The sequence below is a fragment of the Marisediminitalea lipolytica genome (assembly GCF_001758465.1).
GTDB lineage: Bacteria > Pseudomonadota > Gammaproteobacteria > Enterobacterales > Alteromonadaceae > Alteromonas > Alteromonas lipolytica.
The window spans coordinates 392,232-411,550 of sequence record NZ_MJIC01000016.1; the positions used below are offsets into that span (position 1 = coordinate 392,232).

General features: G+C 45.0%; 15 protein-coding genes and 1 tRNA gene. 5 read left to right on the forward strand and 11 right to left on the reverse strand.

Annotation, left to right across the window (positions count from 1 at the left end; translation table 11 throughout):
* The first annotated feature begins 113 nt into the window (after positions 1-113).
* Positions 114-1,214 (forward strand): LPS export ABC transporter permease LptF, encoded by a 1,101-nt coding sequence (gene lptF / locus BFC17_RS20180; protein ID WP_070178314.1) that lies wholly within the window; start codon positions 114-116, stop codon positions 1,212-1,214.
* Positions 1,211-2,272 carry an LPS export ABC transporter permease LptG gene (gene lptG / locus BFC17_RS20185; RefSeq protein WP_070178315.1) on the forward strand — a complete coding sequence of 354 codons (1,062 nt, stop codon included), beginning with the start codon at positions 1,211-1,213 and terminating at the stop codon, positions 2,270-2,272. Before lptF ends, lptG begins: the two co-directional genes overlap by 4 nt.
* A 16-nt stretch (positions 2,273-2,288) precedes the next feature.
* Here lptG and BFC17_RS20190 read toward each other — a convergent pair whose 3' ends face one another.
* Positions 2,289-2,834: an RDD family protein gene (locus BFC17_RS20190; RefSeq protein ID WP_083271867.1), complete on the reverse strand. Its 546-nt coding sequence runs from the start codon at positions 2,832-2,834 to the stop codon at positions 2,289-2,291.
* Positions 2,835-2,989: 155 nt separating this feature from the next.
* Positions 2,990-3,199, reverse strand: coding sequence for a transcription antiterminator/RNA stability regulator CspE (gene cspE, locus BFC17_RS20195; protein ID WP_070178316.1), 210 nt, complete (start codon positions 3,197-3,199; stop codon positions 2,990-2,992).
* A gap of 432 nt (positions 3,200-3,631) precedes the next feature.
* Between cspE (BFC17_RS20195) and BFC17_RS20200 the strand changes: the two genes are divergently transcribed.
* Positions 3,632-3,718: transfer RNA gene (locus BFC17_RS20200), tRNA-Leu, on the forward strand.
* A gap of 127 nt (positions 3,719-3,845) precedes the next feature.
* Here BFC17_RS20200 and BFC17_RS20205 read toward each other — a convergent pair.
* Positions 3,846-4,721, reverse strand: a complete 876-nt coding sequence (locus BFC17_RS20205; protein WP_070178317.1) for a hypothetical protein — start codon at positions 4,719-4,721, stop codon at positions 3,846-3,848.
* 273 nt (positions 4,722-4,994) lie between these two features.
* Here BFC17_RS20205 and BFC17_RS20210 point away from each other — a divergent pair, with 273 nt between their 5' ends.
* The gene (locus BFC17_RS20210; protein WP_070178318.1) at positions 4,995-6,956 is read left to right on the forward strand and encodes a DUF2779 domain-containing protein; all 1,962 of its coding nucleotides are present in this window, start codon (positions 4,995-4,997) and stop codon (positions 6,954-6,956) included.
* Here BFC17_RS20210 and BFC17_RS20215 read toward each other — a convergent pair.
* The 4 genes from BFC17_RS20215 to cspE (BFC17_RS20230) all read right to left on the reverse strand — a co-directional run bounded on the left by BFC17_RS20215 (position 6,953) and on the right by cspE (BFC17_RS20230) (position 9,107).
* Positions 6,953-7,525, reverse strand: coding sequence for a hypothetical protein (locus tag BFC17_RS20215; protein ID WP_070178319.1), 573 nt, complete (start codon positions 7,523-7,525; stop codon positions 6,953-6,955). The two genes, BFC17_RS20210 and BFC17_RS20215, sit on opposite strands and share 4 nt — an antisense overlap.
* 134 nt (positions 7,526-7,659) lie before the next feature.
* The gene (locus BFC17_RS20220) at positions 7,660-7,902 is read right to left on the reverse strand and encodes a toxin-antitoxin system HicB family antitoxin (RefSeq protein WP_070178320.1); all 243 of its coding nucleotides are present in this window, start codon (positions 7,900-7,902) and stop codon (positions 7,660-7,662) included.
* Positions 7,902-8,204, reverse strand: a complete 303-nt coding sequence (locus BFC17_RS20225) for a PIN domain-containing protein (protein ID WP_083271868.1) — start codon at positions 8,202-8,204, stop codon at positions 7,902-7,904. Before BFC17_RS20225 ends, BFC17_RS20220 begins: the two co-directional genes overlap by 1 nt.
* Before the next feature lie 690 nt (positions 8,205-8,894).
* Positions 8,895-9,107, reverse strand: a complete 213-nt coding sequence (gene cspE, locus BFC17_RS20230) for a transcription antiterminator/RNA stability regulator CspE (protein ID WP_070178321.1) — start codon at positions 9,105-9,107, stop codon at positions 8,895-8,897.
* 343 nt (positions 9,108-9,450) lie between these two features.
* On the opposite strand from cspE (BFC17_RS20230), the gene BFC17_RS20235 reads away from it, so the two are divergent.
* On the forward strand, positions 9,451-10,305 hold the full coding sequence (locus tag BFC17_RS20235) for a transglutaminase family protein (RefSeq protein ID WP_070178367.1): 855 nt from the start codon (positions 9,451-9,453) through the stop codon (positions 10,303-10,305).
* 245 nt (positions 10,306-10,550) lie between these two features.
* On the opposite strand, the gene BFC17_RS20240 is transcribed toward BFC17_RS20235, so the two are convergent.
* The 4 genes from BFC17_RS20240 to BFC17_RS20255 all read right to left on the reverse strand — a co-directional run bounded on the left by BFC17_RS20240 (position 10,551) and on the right by BFC17_RS20255 (position 19,213).
* A complete protein-coding gene (locus BFC17_RS20240) occupies positions 10,551-10,976 on the reverse strand; it encodes a hypothetical protein (RefSeq protein ID WP_070178322.1) in 426 nt (141 codons plus the stop codon).
* A 431-nt stretch (positions 10,977-11,407) separates the two neighbouring features.
* Positions 11,408-12,061, reverse strand: a complete 654-nt coding sequence (locus BFC17_RS20245) for a hypothetical protein (RefSeq protein WP_070178323.1) — start codon at positions 12,059-12,061, stop codon at positions 11,408-11,410.
* Positions 12,062-12,080: 19 nt separating this feature from the next.
* Complete coding sequence (locus BFC17_RS20250) at positions 12,081-12,572, reverse strand: RNA polymerase sigma factor (protein ID WP_070178324.1); 492 nt, start codon at positions 12,570-12,572, stop codon at positions 12,081-12,083.
* A gap of 470 nt (positions 12,573-13,042) precedes the next feature.
* A complete protein-coding gene (locus tag BFC17_RS20255; protein WP_070178325.1) occupies positions 13,043-19,213 on the reverse strand; it encodes a pectinesterase family protein in 6,171 nt (2,056 codons plus the stop codon).
* Between the last annotated feature and the right edge of the window lie 106 nt (positions 19,214-19,319).

Consider the following 19,319-nt stretch of genomic DNA (forward strand, 5'->3'; position numbering starts at 1 on the left):
GCGCCTTCCGGCACCAACGGTTAGTTATTACTGGCAAAACTTGTAAAAATGGTAAGTTTACTCAAAATTATAGCCGCTTTCACTAAAATTCCGACTTTTTGCGCAGGCCAGATATGCTGATATTCCGCTATCTGCTTAAGGAAACGCTTAAATCGCAAATCGCCATTTTTTTAATATTAATGGCCATTTTCATTACCCTGAAATTTGTCCGTGTGTTAGGCGACGCATCAGAAGGTGACATCCCCGCCAGTCTGGTGCTGGGATTCCTGTCTCTTTACGCGCCTGTACTCGCTTCGCTTGTAATCCCTATCAGTGCTTTTTTAGGCATTATGATGGCTTATGGCAGGCTTTACGTAGACAGCGAAATGACAGTGATGCGCGCCTGTGGCATAAGCGAGTGGTATGTTACCCGCGTGATGCTGTTTTTATCTGTCATCATCATGGCACTCACCGGCATAGTCACACTTTATCTGGCACCACTGGCAGCCGAAAGCGAATACAACCTGCGCGAACAAGCCCGTGCTGAAGCTGGTTTCAGCGCTATTATCCCCGGTCGTTTTCAACAAACCGGCAACCAGGAAGCGGTAATATTCGTACATGACATTGGTAGTGATGACTCACTTCAGAAAGTCTTTCTGGCTCAGCAAAAGAACGAAGGGGATGAACGGGTACGGGTAGTTTATGCACAGCAGGGCACCGTAAATAAAGAACCCGATGGTACTCGCCAGCTGATTCTTAAAAACGGTAATCAATACGAAGGTCAGCAACGCAAACTCGATTTTCGCGTAGTGGCTTTTGACGAATATCAGATCCAGATTGATGACCCTGAGCAACAGCAAAAGCGCAAAAAAGTGTCTGTTATTCCCACCATGGAATTACTGGAAGATGGCTCTACCGAGGCTCTCGCTGAGCTGCAATGGCGACTGGCTATTCCGCTGTCGATTCCCTTTTTGGTGTTAATTGCAGTACCGCTTAGTGCGGTTGATCCCCGTCAGGGTCGGTTTGGCAAAATGTTCCCCGCCATTTTACTTTACCTGGGCTATTTTATGCTGCTACTCGCCAGCCGGCGCGTGCTGGAAGATGGCAAAATTCCCATTCAGCTTGGCCTGTGGTGGGTTCATGCTGTGATGTTAATAATTGGCGTAACCCTGCTGGCCAGAGACAGAAAATTTGGTGCCGAGATTAAAGCCATGCTGAAGCGGAGGAAGTCATGATCCGCATTTTAGACTGGTATATCGCCAGAACATTGCTGGGTACGGTAACAGTTACCCTTTCAGTACTGATTGGTTTAAGCGCCCTGATTAAGTTTGTAGAGCAGCTTAAAAAAGTGGGCGAAGGTAACTATGACATGGTCGCCGCTTTGGTTTATGTGCTCCTGAGCTTACCCCGCGATCTGGAACAGTTCTTTCCCATGGCTGTGCTACTTGGCGGCCTTATTGGTATGGGCTTACTCGCCAGTAACAGTGAGTTGGTGGTTATGCAGGCGGCGGGGCTCAGCCGCTGGAACCTGATTGCTTCAGCCATGAAATCTGCCGTGGTGATGATTATTATTGTGATGGCTGTGGGCGAATGGGTAACACCGGTTAGTGAATCCCGCGCCAAAGAGCTTCGTACCGAAGCCATAACCGGCGGCTCGCTGTTTTCATCCGATAAATACGTGTGGGCAAAAGATGGCGACCACTTTGTGAGTATTGGCCAGGTGGCCAGCCGTGACTCCCTGCAGGAAGTAACCATATACCGGTTTAGCGACAGTTTACAGTTAGACAGCATCACCAATGCCAATGGGGGCTTTTATGAGCAGGACAGCTGGACCTTAACCCAGGTAACTCACACCTACTTTGGGGAGGATGCGATTACCGCCGAAACTCTGCCTACCTGGCGTTGGGACTCATCGCTGACGCCGGACAAACTGGGGATTGTTACGATTAAACCCGAGGCACTGTCGATTCAGGGGTTAGTGGATTACATTACTTATCGGGCCAATAACAAGCAGGATACCAGCCGTTACGAACTCGCTTTCTGGCGCAAAGTGTTACAGCCAGTCACCGTTTGTGTAATGTTGCTGATGGCTCTTTCGTTCATTTTTGGGCCGCTACGCAGTGTGACCATGGGTGCCCGAATTATCATGGGCGTGCTCACCGGCTTTGGATTTTTTATCACCAATGAGGTGTTTGGGCCGCTTAGCCTGGTATACAACATCCCGCCGGCTATGGGGGCCCTGCTACCGAGTATATTGTTTGCGGCTGTGGCAACCGCACTGCTATCGAGGTAAAAACAGAGCTAGTGGGTTACCAGCTCTTATGGTTATTTTGCTCTTTTGTGAGCTTTAACACTTCGGTTTGCGCCACTCTGTCTTGCAAGGATTGCTTGTTCTTCACATCAAACAATACCAGCAAAGTCCCCAGACCTGCCATTGAGGCAATCAAACGCAGTACTAACCGCCCCCAGGTAACCGGCTCGTCATTGGTACTAAATATACGTAAGCGCCAGGCCCGCATCCCCAGCGTTTGACCACCACGCTTCCAAAACCACAGAAAGAAACCAGCGATCCAGAGGCCTACCCAGACCTGAATAATCGTTTTATACATTACTGATTCACCCAGCAATTCGTTGGGTTCGCTGTAGCCTTGCAGATCCAGCCAGCCATTTTTGAGCGATACCACCAATACCACTATTAGCACCATTGCAGCGCACATGCCAACCGCAGTGGCCACCAGCGCATCATAAATCATGGCTGCCAGCCTGCGTACAAATCCGGCCCGCGCAGATACCGGCGACCCGACAGGCTGTTCAGAGGCTTGTTCTTGTTTAGCGCTTTTTACTTTTTTAACCATTACATCTTGCGAAACTGTCTTGAGTGGGCGCAAGTTTGCCACAGTTCACAACAAAAGTAGACGCTTAAGCACGAAGGAAAATATCAGAAAGGGCGTTTTTCAGAGGCAGAAACAAAACAGGCACCCGAAGGTGCCTGTTTTTAAGAACAAATGTCTTACAGTACTACTACGTCAGCAGCCTGTGGACCTTTGTTACCTTGTTCGATAGTGAACTGAACGTTTTGACCTTCAGTTAAGGTACGGAAACCGTCAGATTTGATCGCACGGAAGTGTACGAATACATCTTTGCCGCCGTCAGCTTGAGAAATAAAACCGAAACCTTTAGCTTCGTCGAACCATTTTACTGTGCCTGTAGAAGTAGACATAGATAACTCCAAAAAGTATAAAATTTAATGTGGTTTAAAAAACCGGTCTTGCAATGAAGGGCTATCTGTTTTGCGGCAGGCTTGATTCAGTAATCGTATCTAATGTGAATCGCGCAAGGGACTTACAATGGATCAACGGAACGAGCAATTTTCAAATATAATAGAACCTTTCAAAGGCTAGGTAATAGTACACCCTTACTCTGACTCTGTCAGGCTATATTTTAAACTTTTTAAAAAATAGTTAAGAAATAGCAATTCAACACCAGCAAAAAATTGTGAGCCAGGTTGATCAAACTTGACCAACTCCCCTTTGACCATAGAGAGCAATAAATCACCAGTTATTTGTAAAACCAAAAAAAACGCTTGTCTGTAGTCGCGACATCGTTATAATTCGCAACCTGACTGCAACGCAGTCTTAGCACATCTATCAGTGCCAGAGTGGCGAAATTGGTAGACGCAGCGGATTCAAAATCCGCCGGTGGTGACACTGTGCCGGTTCAAGTCCGGCCTCTGGTACCAAACACTTCTAGGTGTGCATCAATAAACGCCTCTACCCCATAAACGGGGGATCAGCATTCATCTTGTTCGGTTAATTATTCCATCCCATCCACAATGGGTCATCACTCTAATTCTGTAATTTTCGGCTCTACCCTACTATTTCTATAAACTCTCTGCATGCTCTTTCTATGTCTTTTATTTCATCATTGGTCTTGGCTGTATAGGGATTGGCCCAGTACTTTTCTCTATTAAAAGCTTCTTCCTTTGAAGCTATACGTCGACCTGATACTCCTACATTTTTTCCAGAAAACTGCGTGATGTACCCCCAAAACCAAATATCATCCCAAATCAACATCTTCTCAGGATAATTTTCACTTGAGTTAGTAAATAAAAAATCGTTAATAGTATCAAATGATCTACTCGCCGATTTGTATAACACTGGGTCTTGTATTGTATTATTGAAGAAAAATACATTGTGAATAACAGCATCAACTGGCAGATACAGCCGATCATCATTCGCTATTTTCTTCATTCCATATCCTGAATTTTCAGGCCAAAAAGCCAATTCCCATTCCTTACCTCGACTTATATTAATCTGGTAAAGAGTTTTCACCAACAGAGCCGCCGTCTTTTTCCCTACACCATTAAACCTTTGAAGTGATTGATATAATTTTTCATAAGATTCAAAGCCAATGCCACTCTCTTCGAGCCTTTTAACGAAACTATCAAAATTATAAAACCCTTCTTTATTATGTAAGGCTTGTATAAACTCGGCTGTATACTTGATGTTTCCGCTAGAGCGCTCAGCCAATAACCCATAAACAAGAGAAATAACCTTGTCCATTGGATTTTCATACGCTGTTAAAGCGTGTTTCAGAGCTTTCTCATGAAGTCTATCAACATGTTGTTGATTTTGCTTTTCTGTCAAAAAATCAAAAAGCTTTGACAGTCTCTCTGAATGAATCCAACAATCTGACAAATATTTGTAATTAATTTCTTTAATATTTATTTTGCGTCCCTTCATTATTAGTTACTCCCCCCAAAAAACTAGAATATAAAAATATAGTCTCAAAACTCTGCTATTCTCACTCTGAAATCCTGCTATAGGAGGCTTCCCGGTCTAGCAAGTGCCGTATTCAAATCATTAATTGCTTCATCCAATGATTTTTTGGTTGTATCCAGAATCGGCTGACACTCCGTCTATTTATCAAAATGATAAACTTTAGTTTAATTAATTCCTATCTTCTTACTGTAACCGTATAGTATTGCTCTAACAATGGTCTTACTTGGTAAATGAATGCGCTACCTAACAAAATCCCGCTTCAAGCTAGCCACGGAATGCCCGACTAAGCTCTTCTATACCAACAAAAAAGAGTACGTTAATAAGTCTCTTGATGACCCCTTTATGGAAGCTCTTGCCGAAGGGGGTTATCAGGTCGGCGAGCTAGCAAAGTGCGCTTATCCTGGTGGTATCGAAGTTGGTTCATTGGACTACGAACAGGCTTTAGCCAAAACCAACGAATTACTTGCCCAAGATTCCGTAGTGATATTTGAAGCAGCGGTTAAGTTCGAGAATTTGTTTATCCGTGTCGACATCCTCGTTAAACAGGGTAATCACTTTGAGTTGATAGAGGTAAAAGCCAAGTCTTACAGCGCGGTGAAAGACAAAGACTTTTTAAATACTTCTGGCAAGGTTGATAGTAAATGGAAGCCTTATATTTTTGATGCTGCATTTCAGCGTTATGTTGTTAAGCATGCTTACCCGCAATCGTCCGTTGATACCTACTTAATGCTGGTCGATAAATCAGCCACCTGCCCTACCAACGGATTGAACCAGAAATTCCAAATTGTCCGGGATGCGCGTTCTCGCAAAGGCATTCAGGTTTCTAATTCCCTCACTAACGACGATTTAGCAACGCCTTTATTAACGCGAGTAAACGTTAACAATGCTATTCAGGTCGCTCTAGATAATGACTTACAACACGGCTTTCCGGCGCATAGTTTTGAACAGAATATTTTAGCGTTGGCTGACCATTATGAACGCGATGAAAAAATAGCCCCTGTAATTGGCAAAAAATGTAAGAACTGTGAATTTCATCTGCCCATTAATGATATTACAGAACAAAAACGCAGTGGGTTTCATGAATGCTGGAAAGAACAGCTTCATTGGGATGATGCCGATTTTGATGAGCCTACGGTTCTTGATATCTGGAGTTTCCGTAAAGCGGATTCGTTAATCAATGATGGGGTTATTAAAGTCGCCGATTTAACTAAAGAAATGATCGGTTTGGCTGAATCTCCTGAACCAGCGTTAAATACAACTGAGCGGCAGTGGCTACAGATAGAAAAAATTCAAAACAAAGATCCCTCTATTCACATCGACGAAGACTCGCTTAAAGCAGAAATGGCGTCCTGGACTTATCCACTCCATTTTATTGATTTTGAAACCAGCGCCGTGGCCATTCCTTTCTTTGCAGGGATGGCCCCCTATCAAGGCATAGCTTTTCAGTTTTCCCATCACAAGGTTTATGAGGACGGCCGCGTTGAGCATGCTGGAGAGTTTCTGTCTACTACCCCGGGGGAATTTCCTAACTTTGAATTTGTGCGGGAGCTCAAAGCACAGTTAGAACCCGACAACGGTACGATATTTCGCTATTCCAATCATGAAAATAGTTACCTCAATATGCTTCATGATCAGCTGGAAAGCAGCAGTGAACCAGATGCTGCCGAGCTTCAGGCATTTATCGAAAGTATCACTCACTCATCAAGTAGTTCATCCAAAAACTGGAGCGGTGAACGGGATATGGTCGACTTATGGGTACTGGTTAAAAAGTACTTCTACGATCCGGCCATGAAAGGCTCTAATTCAATTAAAGCGGTATTACCTGCCATTTTGAATAGCTCTGAATACTTGCAGCGAAAATACAGTTCACCGGTTTACGGCAGTGACGAAATTCCCAGCCATAATTTTAGTCAGCATGCCTGGGTACAATTCACTTCGGATGGCAAAGTTGCAGACCCATATAAGAGCTTACCCAAACTCTTTTCTGACGTTCCAGAAGATGTTGAGGAACTGATATCTGACGCCGATGAACTCAACAATGGTGGGCTCGCTCAAACTGCTTATGCAAAAATGCAGTTTACGCAAATGAGCGACTACGAACGTGACGAGCTACGCAACGGGCTTTTAAAGTATTGTGAACTCGATACGCTTGCCATGGTGATGATTTTTGAGGGCTGGCGCGAAATGATTCGTTAGAGGTAATCGCGCAATATGAGTTCTTTACCAGCAAGACTCACCGTGACCTTCTCACCCAGCCCAGGCAATAACTCAAACTCAATTGAGACACCGTCGCCGCGTACTTCAAAAGAAAATTGCTCTAGCCATGCAAAATACTTTTCAATTTCTTCATGAGATAAGGCCAGTGACTTCTGGAGCGAAACAATTGAGTCAAGCTTATCCATATCCAGCGCATTCAAGTCAGTGTCTTCACTATCGTCACTGCTATCAACCTCAATCATTGTATGGTCGGGATAATAGTCTGTATCATTTATTACTGATAATAACAGTTGTGAAACCGCCTTATCATGCTGTTCATTTTTGGCACAAGCCATATGCTCAGTCGCCAATTTAGTAAGATACGCAGTAAGCTCAGAGCAATCATCACGCTGATAACTTAACCTGAAGACCTCAGCCACATAAGAATCATACTCGTACTTCGGCCAGTTAGAATTAGACAGGTTTAGTGGGTCCCACTTATAAAATAATATATCGCTGATCCTGGTTTGTAATTCTTCAGGTATGTTTGCCACATTCTCTTGATTCACATTCAATTCCTTTTAGCTAATTTGATCTGACAAAGTTACCGGCCTCACGTACTACTTTTAGATGTGAGCACAAACCGACGCGAGTCGTTTTTTTGTTTTGGTAGAATCAAACTTACCCAACCTAGCCCTAAATACTATCCTATTTCATCACCTTTGACCGGCGCTTCATTCATTGGAAGAGAATCCAGAATATTTAATGCTTCTTGAACATCAGCTCCTGCAGCTCTTTGTTGGAAAAATTTGCGCGTTTTTAATTCACCTAACTTTTCTGAGATGGCTGCCAAAAAAAACTGATTCAGTGAAACCTGATCATCTTCTGCAAGACGTTTCGCCTCTTCCATAACCGAATCTGGCAACCTTAATGAAAACTGACTCATTACTTTAACCTCCTGACAAAATTCCCAGGTTGAATAACTTCGACACCAAATTTCTCTGCGCCTTTAAAATCCCTTAAATTAAACGAGATTATTGTTTTTGCTCCACCATTCACGGCTGCTTCAAGCACCATCTCATCCTTTGGATCTTTAAGAACCGGCCGCCAACGGTAATGATTATGTACAGGTGCCAATTGCTTGGCTAGAGCCGCCAGAATGGTATTAACCTGGGCGATGTTTAAACCTGAAGCCTGCAAGTGACTCGTTCTTTTCAATACGTCTTCGTATTCAAGAAACAACGCCACACTAGCTCAAGCTAAAATCTCGCCAGTCAACACACCCCGCAAGATAAAGTGACTCGCACCTGATGGTGAGCGTAATGCAGCAGTCCAAATATTTGTGTCGACTATAATCATATATGAAATTATATATGACATCACAGAAATGACAAATCACAGATTTTTGTATACGTCACATCGAAACCTGTATCTTAAGATCTACGATAGGTACGGGATAAATGGTCATGCAAAGAATTTGCAAACCGTCTCAATAAGATTTCAATTAACTGATTACAAATAACTATTTAAGACACAGACTTTTCAAAATCCGCCGGTCGCAATACTGTGCCGTACGAGTGTCGGTCCATCGGGTGGTGAGCATTTGCAGTTCATAAGCAAATTCGCAAGCAGTTTGTGTTTAAATTCTATTTTTAAAACGATAATAGCCACGAAACAAATCTTTTTGTTTCGGCTGAATTTTTTAAATTTATATATTGCTTCGACTTACCATCTTCAAAGGCAACATTAAATTTATTAACAGATATTTGAGTAACAGGCGGCAGAACATTAACACCTGATGAATTCATAGTATTTTGCATATTTATTCTTATTTTTGTATTTGAAATATAGGAATTGAAACGAAAGAAGGAATTTATTGCGTGATTTTTTAAAAAATAAAAAGGCTAGAATATTCTAGCCCTTAAAATCTGGTAAGGATTATAAAGCAACAACGTTTGATGCTTGTGGGCCTTTCTGGCCTTGTTCAATGGTGAACTGGACTTGTTGCCCTTCCACTAACGATTTAAAGCCTTCTGACGCAATAGAGCGGAAGTGTACAAATACATCTTTTCCACCTTCAGTCGGCGTTAAAAAACCAAAACCTTTGTCATCATTAAACCACTTAACTGTACCATTTACGGATTTAGACATTTTATAATTCTCTTGTTAAATAAATAATTAGCGGATATCCGCCTGTAAGGCGCTAAAAAATAGTAAAACATTAACCAATAGAGCAAATGTAAATACTAAATCGACTTTGAATAACAAAAGAAGAAAGAGAAAAGCAAGAGCAGTAACAGATAAGGCATTAATTTTCTAAAGCCAGATGATAGTACGCTACTTCACAACGCTTGTATATGGTTATTTTTTCGTTCGCACATTTATTACATAATTTCTTATGTTTGAAATACCCTCAACGTTAACTGCAATGTTCCAGCAATAATTATTTTAAAGAGGTACCCTAATACTCCTGTAAAGATACATGTTGCCTTATATGAAACGATTCAAAGTAGTACACCAGACAACTTACGAATATTCTGATGACGTGCAACTGGGTGCTCATACACTTCGCCTGAGACCCCGGGAAGGCCACGACCAGCATCTTGAATCATCAACTCTCTCTATTAGCCCTGGTGCTGAATTGAGGTGGCATCGGGATGTAGAGAGTAACTCAGTAGCAATTGCACGGTTTACAGAAGCCTCCCGTAAACTTCAGATAGAGTGCAATTCGATTATTCAAAAATTTGATGTACTCCCTCAAGATTTTCTTATAGAAGATTATGCTGTTAATTATCCATTTTGTTACCCTACAGAAGATGCTATCACTTTGGCGCCTTACCTACGAAGTAACACTGACGAAGACAACATCCTCATCAAAAATTGGTTGAATAATGGGTGGGCATCTCAACAACCCAAACAAACCTTTGAATTGCTTCTATCACTGAACCAATACATTTATCAAACGCTCAATTACGTAAAAAGAGATGAGGAGGGAGTTCAAAGTGCACAAACCACACTCAGCAAAAATGCAGGATCCTGCCGGGATTACGCGAACTTATTCATTGATGCTGCACGCTATTTAGGATTTGCCGCTCGGTTTGTAAGTGGCTATGTGCATACAGAGGATGATCATCACCTATCAGGTACCACTCATGCTTGGGCAGAAGTATTTATTCCTGGGGCCGGATGGAAAGGCTTTGACCCTACTCATGGAAGTCTGGTGGGTTTAACCCATATTGCCGTAGCCGTAAGCAGACTTCCTGAATTGGTTCCTGCTGTATCCGGTGCATTCTGGGGCCTGCCAGGTTCAAGTTTAAAGGTGGACGTATGGGTAACAGAAATCGGCTAATAAATACCTAAACCAACACTTACGTGCAAAAAATTTGCAAAACACCAGAACTAAAATCTAATCCACTGAACTAAAATAACTTTTTCAGAGACCAAGATTTCAAAATCCGCCAGAAGTGACACTGTGCCGTCCGAGTGTTAGTCCATCGCGTGGCGACCAATCATGCCCGAGCCTCTGGTACCAAACGCTTCTTAGGTGTGCATCAATAAACCGACTTTATAGTCTGCCCAAGGCAATATCAGTTATCAGGCAATCACCATCTTTGATATCTCGATTGTAAAACCGATTAGTGCCAAAACGAGCCCTACCCCGCCGATGACGTTTCCCCTACCAAGTTCAATACCGAGTCTTACAAACACTTTACTCATAAAAATTACACTGCCTAGAAACATGGTAAATATGGTAAAAGCCACATTTGCGACAATACTCATAGCAGGATCCAATATTGATACAATGGCAACGGAAACCACCCAGATAGAGATATAAGCGCCAATCGCCACCCAATTCCAGTATTGTTTAGTCGCGGTTGTGCCAACCAGGCGAAACTGAATACTTTCGAGGAAGATTTTCAGGCGTTCCGATAGTGCTGGCAAATAAAGCTCAATCGTAATCAACAATAAGCCGATAACCTGTATCGTAAAGCCAACCCAGTTTATTACGTTGTTAGCCAAAATATTCCAACCTCCCTGGGTGCCATGTCCCCCACCATTGTTGGTAAAATAACGCCCAAATATCGGCAAAGTAATCTTGGCGAAAATCTACGACGAACGGCGCGGGAGCTAAGCTAAATGTGTCACGATGATTTACTTTTCAGGTGTTTTTAACTGAAAAACTCTATAACAATACTTATTTTTTTCGTTTAGACGCTGCTATCGTAATTATTACAACGATAATGACAACAACCACACCACCAATTACTGAACTGCTCATAACAAACTCCTTTGATAAAACTTAGTTTAAAATAACGTCGAATAGTCAAGGCAACATAATCACCAAACAGCGAACTACTACTGAGATAACACGAACCAAACCAAAAATAGCTTCTTATCACCATTTCCGGCCTGCTGTGCCTTGATAAAAACAATTAAATAGCCCCTACAACTCAGTCTTTTTCCATGTTTTCGAACTGGTCTAACAGATGCGTTAACCTGCGGCCGGATATTTCCCGATAAAGCCAACCAATTAACTTATTACTCCTATTTTCTGGCTTAAGCTTATTGATGAGCAGTGCCACCAGCAGTCCAAATATCAAGGCAATTACGGTAAATCTAATTTTTGTATCGACAGACATTAATGAAAATAAATCAAGACCAAAAACCAGGTCGTACCCCAGAAATACATAGGCCAGGTAAAAAGGAGCAGAAAGAATTAGCAGTTTAAAAATATTCAAACCATGCGTTCTTACTGCAATAAGGTCATTCAGCGTTTCCCTAATCGGCTTAGAAAAATCTACCCTCCTCAACAGCGCAATTTGGCCAAAGCTCCCGGCAAGTCCTACTATCGCAAATACGCTGAGTAAAAATGCAGACACCACCGGTGCAGTTAACCCCCAGGACAAAGCCATGTACTTACCCAATGAAACCACAATGCAAAAAAACACAAAGCCTTCAACAGCTCTTGTCAAAATGAGTTTGTTTAACTCACCTTTGTGATTGTCTGCCTGTATCTTCTGAAGAAGCGCTTTGTTCAGGCTCACACACTCGTCCAGCTTTTCACTATGCGCCTGCCACATAGATTGCATTTGCTCTAAATTCATATCAGATCACCTCTTTGGATTAAGCCGCTTTCTGCTTTAACTTCTGTTTAATTCGACTGATTTTTGTAGAGACATTTGAAATTGAAATATTCAGATTGGCTGCAATTTCGGCCTGGCTTTCGCCTTCTAAATACATCAACAAAACTGCTTTATCTATGTCGTTCAGTCCGTTAATGAATTCGTATAACTCACTCAAACTCTGTTCATGCTCCCTCTCTTTGTCCATGTCGTAACTAAGCAACCGGTCTTCCATTTCCGTGTGTTTGTAAGCGACTGACTTGTCACTTCTGTAAAACGAAATGGCAACATTAAGCGCAACCCGATACATCCAGGTCGTTATTTTAAAGCTGTCATTGTAGGTATCTAAAGAACGCCATATTTGAGCAAGAATTTCCTGGACTAAATCCTCCCGATCAAACTCATTGCTGCAGTAGGAGCGAGCGACTTTAAACACAATGCCCTTGTGCTTTTCTAAGATGTCTAAGTACATCCTATGCCGATCAACACTCATTTCATTTTTCTCAATGGTTTGAATCTATTCATAGCCTTGGTTTAAATGCCTTATTCACTTATTAAATGATTGCAGTATCAACGCTCATCACTAGCGCCTTCGCTTTACAAAATACGCTGTATTTAACTAATGATTCGCAGCCGGAGATTAAATCTCACACTATTTTTTAAATTAAATAAAAAAGTTGTTTAACGTGGAGCTAGTCTTCCAGACTACAGCTTTAACAACCTTACCTCAGGAAGACTGGGATGTGTGAATTGCAGAAAAATCAGTAATTAACCTTGCCGATGTTTTTACTTCCGCCTGCGGCTTTATCCGAGAGGTTCGAATACAGCCTTTTTATCTGCTACCCCCTCAAGATGAATATTCAAACGGCTCAATCCTGGCATAAATACCATAATCAAAAAAAAATCCGCAGGCTGCAAAGCACTGCGGATTTTTTATAGTCAGCGAGGCATGCTCGCGTGGGATTAATCGATATATTCGATTCTGAAATTATCCAGGGTCACTGTGCCACCACTTTCAGTACGCAACTGAATAAATGAATTTGCCGTCGCCACCGGGCCCTCAACTTCCAGAGTACCAATGGTTAAGTCATTAATCAGTGTGGCATAAAACTTAGAGCTGCCACCGAGGTGCGACTTACTGCTGCTACTGGTGTTATTGTCCACGTAGATCTGGAAGTTATTGTCACCATCTGGGTCGCTTACGCTGACAATATCGACTACTACCTTATACGGACGGCTCAGGTCAAACACGCCCCGGCCTTCAGTATCACTGTCGGCGGTATCAGTGCCCGGCATGGTATCGCCAATACTGAAACGGGCGCTGTTAAGGGTGATCTCACCATTAGCCAGCGTGATACCACTGCCACCACCGGTGATATTATGCAGCGGCATCGAGCTGTCAGCCGGTAGTGACTTATACGCAGCACTGAAAAACTCATCAGCATCCGCCGCACTAAAGTCTTCGGCATAAGGCAGTGTTACATCGGTGCCCTCACTGGTACCGCCGCCATTACCACCACCGGTGTTACCCTCATCAATCGCCGGAATATCTAAACCGCTTTGGTCTATTTTCCCTACCCCCGCATGGTTAATAACCTTACTTTTTACCATACTGGTTTCGTCCAGGCTGTAAGCGTAGGGCACCTGATAGCTGCTGGTAGGTGTTTGTTCCGGCCCCGCTGAGACATCATTACCAGAAGGCGTAGTCCAGGTAACACCGGTGCCAAACAGGTTACCAGAAGTATTCCAGTAACCAATTACGTCTGAGTAGAACGAGACAATCGGGTTCTGCGTGTTTTCAAACACGTTGTTCTCGATTTGCAGTTCTGCACCAATACGTGAGTTGATGGCGGTTGAATTGATATTGTTGTAGTAGTTGTTGTACAGGTGGCCATGACCGTATCTGAACAGAGGTAAACGTGACTCAATGTTTTCGAAACGGTTATGATGGAACGTAATCAAACGCTCGGTGTTATCACTGGCCGTATCGTTTTCGGTATGACCATGCAGCGACGCCTTCCAGTGATCGTGCAGGTAGTTGTACGAAATCGTAATGTTCTTGGCACCGGATTTCGAGTCAATCAAGCCGTCATAGTAGTCTTTATCCACATTCAGCGTACTGTACAACTCATTATGGTCAATCCAGATATTGCTGGTCGTTGAGCCATCATTATCGCCTTCAATAGAGATAGCGTCTTTACCACCGGTCAGTACGTGATGAATCTTAAGGTTCTGGATAATCACGTTGTTGGCACGACGGATGGAAATACCTATGCCATCAAACTCACCACGATCGGCTACCCCGATAATCGACACATTATCCATGTCTTTGATTTCAATTGAGCGGCCGCTACCATCGTTGTTGGCATCGGTAATGACACCATCAACATAAATGGTCACCGGTGAATTGGCGTCGCGAGCCTGCTCCAGCGCAGAGGTCAACTTAGCGCCGGTATCCACGGTAACCACCATTCCACCAGCACCACCGGTAATATCAAAGTTGTAACCGGCAAAGCCTTTATCGGTCACTTCTTCAATAATCACCGGAGCATCCAGCGGCTGAGGCTCCCAGCCGGCACCGCTGTTGTAGCTTGCGAATACCGCCGCTCTGCTGCTAAAACCGCTTGCTTCTGACTCAGACAGGATATAACCACCTACCCGTGCAGATAAATCAAGGTCATTCCCCTGGGCATCCGTACTGCCGTACTCACGCCAGCCACCGTTGGCCGTGGCCGGATCCGGCGTAGGCTGCGGTTGACCGTTAATACCATTGTACGCCCAGCCCACTGCAGCAATGTGTTCGCCAAAGGTGTTATTGATCAGGGTGATATTGTCGAAGTAGCTGCTGTTGCCACCGCTACGAGCAATATAAGTAGAGTCCGCTTCAACCGTGGTACCTAATGGTCCTGGTCCATGCGTGAAGTCGCTGTTCAGGAACACAAAGCCCGGGTCATCGGCATTCTGAACCCTGGCCTGTAACACATAGCCTCCCGGTGAGGTCGCGTCGGCACCGTATTTAGAATCACCAATGGTACGGATTTCACTTTCTTCAAACAGTGCTGCCGTAACGTAACCCCAGATGAAATCCACGTTACCAGCCACCAGCGTATTATAGAACCAGCTGTAGCCTTTCAGCAGCAGTGTATCCTGCTCACTGATGAAGTTCATGTTGTTGGCAATCAAACGGTGACTACTGTTGAAATAAATCGTCTCAGCCTGATTAGAGTCCACATTGTTACGCGTATGGCTGTTTTTCAGGGTAAAGTTATTCAGGATCAGATTGTCCGCACTCTCGACCAACAACACACTACGTCCACCATTCGGCGTGCCGGTTCCAGGCGCTTCACTGCCACCCGTACCGCCATTGAATGACTCATAGTTATCGTAATAAATCACCGTGTTCTCGCGATCCTCGCCCTGAATCGTCAGGTTGTTTTTGTTGCGAACAAACAGCAGCTCATTGTACATACCGGCTTTAACCGTTACGGTTGCTGCCGTATCCTTGGCGACGTTTTCCATCACGTAGTTTAATGCGCCCTGCACGGTTCTGAAGTCGGCTGCGCCGTCGTCATCCACCGTTACGTCTGAGCCTGACGGCCCGATTTCCTGGGTGGAGAACTCCCAACCGGCGGTTTTACCCATACCGGTAAAGTCGACACCATTAAGCTGTGTGCTGGTTATCACGCCATCACCAATGGCAACGTAGTAAGTCTTATCGTAATCCAGCGCGTTGGTATGCGGCACAATCGTCAACGTGTTGCCATCCACACTAAACGGACGGTAGTTAACCCGACGCATCCGATCCTGCCCGGTGTAACCAAGCGCATCGATATCGCCGCCAAGCGTGATCACATCCACAACCGTGTCGTCTGCAGCATCATAGATACGCACTTCCCCCACTTCTGCGAGTACCGGCGGGCTATCGAAGGTAATCGACAGGCGGCCATCCACATAGGCGTTAGTCGCGGCTATAGCGGGGGAGGTTTTACCCGTCAGGTCGCCATAGTCACTGGTGGGCATCACAAAACCTTCGGTAACAAGCACTTCCACCGTGCGCACCAGCGTTGGATCAGAACCCGACGTAAAGGTAATGGTGGCACTACCCGCCGCTGCTGGTGTCAGCGTGATATTCGGGCCATCAGTACTGACACTGACAACGCTCTCATCTGAGGAGGTAACGGTAAAGGTGTCATCAGTAATACCGTCGTTTTGTACCGCCGTTACATACACAATCAGCGGATCTGTGGTGGTCGTGGCGTTCCACTCAGGGTCTTTATAGTCGAGCGTCAGTTGCACCGGCTTAACACTGGGGTCGCCTACTTTAAAGTCATCCATCTCAAAGGAGCGATTGTTAGTGAACATCCCAATCAGTCCTTTCGCTGTGAAGGTGGTATCACTGATTGACCCCATTTCTTCACCGTCAAGATAGACTGTCAGAGCATCACCAATCAGTTCAAAACGTACCCGGTACCACACACCGTCCGTACCGTCTTTTTCACCTAACAGCAAAGGGGTAGAAGCTTGCACAGGACGGCTAATTGAACCATCAGTACTAATGGCAACTTCCACCCGGGTTGAGCTCGATGAGTTCTGCAGATTCAAACCACCGCCATACCAGTTACCCGCACTGTCGTAACGGGCAGTAAAATACAGCTGTTTGTTAGCAGTGGTGCTGTTCTGGCGCGGGCGAATACGGGCTTCCACGAAGTAATCTGCGGTATCCGGAATTTGCGCCATAGCAGCATCGGTTAATTGCAGAATTTCACCACCAGCACCGCCGGCGGTGTATCGCAACATATCATTGCCAGTCTCACTGGTATAAATATCAAAGCTACCAATTGCCCCTTCGGTATTATCCGGTTGGGCCAGCAGGTTCCAGTTATCGGTATTACCAGAGCTAAAGTCGTCACAGAAGTAGAGCGTTGGTTCATCGTCACAGGAGAACATACTGGCATCTTCGATATATTCGATGCGCAGATTGTTAATCACAACCGTGCCGCCACTTTCGGTACGTAGCTGCAGGAAGGAGTTTTCTGAGGCTACCAGCCCTTCCACTTCCAGTGTAGTGCCAGGCTCAAGCGTGGTGATCAGTTCACTGTAGAACCGTGATGCCCCGCCGTGCACAGACTTACTGCTGCTACTGGTATTATTGTCTACATAGATTTGGAACTTGTTGTTACCTTCGGTATCGCTTACCGACACGATATCCATAACCACTTTGTATGGACGGCTCAGATCAAGTACACCACTAAACAGGGTGTCGTCAGCCGTGGTTTCGGTATCCGGCGTTGAATTACCAATGGTAAAGCGGCCGGAATCGATTTGCAGGCCATCGCTCACAACAACAACCGTGCCGCCGGTACGAGAATACAGCGGTAGGGTTTCGCCATTACTGTTTACCAGGCTGGCAAAAGCGTCGGAGAATATATCTTCTGTGACGCCCACAAAGTTATAGGTGAGCGGTAAATCCACCTGTGGAATGACCGGTTGCTCTGGTACCTCCGGCTCTTCAGGTTCTTCCGGCTCAACCGGTGGTTCCGGTGCGTCCACCGCATCGGCCACGGTCTCAATAGTCAGGTTATCAATGGTAATATTACCAGAGCTGTCAGTACGTAACTGGAAGAACGAGTTAGTGATATCCGGATTGAGAATACGAGCGTCCGGATCGTCAACCGGCAAGCCGGTCACATCTGTGCCAGGCACATAGGTATAGGTGTAGCGCTGCCCCACCGGGAAGTTTTCTTCGTTAATACTCAAACCAATAAATTTACTGGCTCCACCATGGACGGAATTCCCCTGACTGGTTGTATTGTTATCCACGTAAATGTTCAGGTTACCGGCGCTGGTATGGGCAATAACATCAAAGCTGATGGTAAAGCCTTCACTGATATTATAAATACCAGTGCCTATGGTATCTGAGGAAGTCGTTTCAACGCCGGGCGTGGTATTTCCGATAGTAAAACGGGCCCCGGATAAGTTCAGTTGACCAAGCTCCGGATCGATAACCGGGCTGCCACCTGTTTTAAAATACAAAGCGCCACTGTTAGGATCGTCGCTCAGACGTTTATAGCCCGAAGAGAAAAAGGTGGTGAGATCCGTATCAAAACTCTCAGCCAGTGCAGGTTCGACACTGGATGCCTGCTCTTCCAGCGCGATAAGCTCAAGGTCTGCCTGCTCTTCAGAGAGTACTAACAGGTTATCTTTCGGATCCTCACCGGCATCACAGGCTCTGACCAGGCTGGTAATCGCCTGAGTCGGGTCGTCAAACCAGCACAAGCTGTAAACCTGATTAACGGTGTTGAACGAACGCGAGACCAGATAATGGGTACTGGTTTCAGTAGTGAGCACCAGAGCGCGACGACCAAAGGCAAAACCATAGGTGCCCGTTGTCGTTACCTCACCTTCAGTAAGACTGAAGCTACCGGTTAATCCTGCGGCATCATCAGGTGTAAACGTAATGGCCGTTTTCACCGCGGTGTTACCCTGAATGTACGTATTATAAAGCGTACCGGTTATCAGCTCTGCGCTGATGGCATTGGTCAGTAAGGTACCGTACTCGGTTTCAAGATAATTAACAAAGTGCGCGACGGCGTCATCATAATCAGTCAGCGTTGCGCTGCCGCCGGCGGTCGCCAGCCAGGGCTCAACGTCAGCAGCAAAGTCATCGGCATCCTGTGCAAAAAAAGCATCTACCGTTTCGCCGTCTGCCAACAACATTTGCGCCGCAGCAGCGGCGTTCGGTGAAATACTGATTCCGTTAGCAGGGTCGGCATCAGTATCAAGCGCCTGCAGCAACCGTAACGTATTCACAACAGCAGGGTTAAACGGATTATCCGTTTCAAACAGCGCCAGTGGCGTTAACAGGCTCGAAGCCGGTACCGCAGGAAACGTAAACTCACCAATAGAAAAGGTGATTTGGTCGCCGCGAAAATAAGAAAACTCGCCGTTTTCATTAGTGGTGCCATCAGGGAAGGATTCTGAGCTGTAACTCAGGCCTCCTACCGGGGCATCAACAAACTGGCCGGTCAGCGCAGGCGCCGGCTCTTCTTTTACATTAATGGTTTGTTCAAATCCGCAGCCGGTTACTAATACGGCACTACCCATCAGAGCAGCAATGCGATTGAGCTTTTTCATGTTCACCCTCCCAGGATGATAAGGCGGGAGTGCGGCGACGGGGCAAACAATGATAGCCCCTGAACTATGCCACGTTCCCGATTCAATTAACTGTGCAGAGGCATCG